1 protein-coding gene is annotated in these 691 nt (G+C 60.3%); it reads left to right on the top strand.

What is annotated here, in order from left to right:
* Positions 1–688, top strand: a 688-nt coding sequence (locus WH91_RS20955) for a sensor histidine kinase (RefSeq protein WP_046172959.1), incomplete at its 5' end; no start/stop codon positions are given.
* Positions 689–691: the final 3 nt, after the last annotated feature.

Raw genomic sequence — 691 nt, 5'->3', positions numbered from 1 at the left:
GATCCAGTCCGCACTCGCAGTCCGGCGCCGTCAGCGCGAGGTTCGCGATCATATCGACAAGGAGACCGAGTTTCGCCTCGAGCTCAATCACCGGGTCAAGAACATCCTCGCCACCGTCGGGTCGATCTTCCAGATGACCCGGCGTGGGGCGCAATCTGTCGAGGAATTGGCGCAGGATTTCGAGGGTCGGCTGGGCGCGTTGTCCAATGTCCACTCAGCGGTGTTTCAGGCGGGGGGCGAAGCGGTGTCGCTGGCAAATGTCATCGACCTTACGGTGTTGCCCTATCGTATGGACGGGGATAGCCGGATCTGGGTGGAGGGACCCGACCTGATGGTCACGCGCGGGGCGGGGACCACCCTGGCCTTGTGCCTGCATGAGTTGACGACCAACGCCATCAAATATGGTGCACTGTCTGGTGACAAGGGGACGGTTTCGCTGACTTGGGGCGTCAGCGACAATCCCGACCCGATCTTTACGATCAATTGGATCGAAAGCGGGGGTCCCCCTGTGTCCCCACCGGAGAGGAGCGGCTATGGCACAAGATACATTCGCTCCGCGCTAACGACCTTGTTCGGGCGGCCCCCGGAAATTTCATATGAGGTCCAAGGGCTTCGATTTACAATCAGTGGCCCCATGCTGAGCGCTTCAAGCGCGTTCCTTGAGGGCGCTTCTGCTGCTGTATTGTAAGGG

This window comes from Devosia psychrophila, from assembly GCF_000971275.1.
GTDB lineage: Bacteria > Pseudomonadota > Alphaproteobacteria > Rhizobiales > Devosiaceae > Devosia > Devosia psychrophila.
Note: the sequence above shows the minus strand (reverse complement) of the source record. Positions and strands in the feature narration are given on the sequence as shown.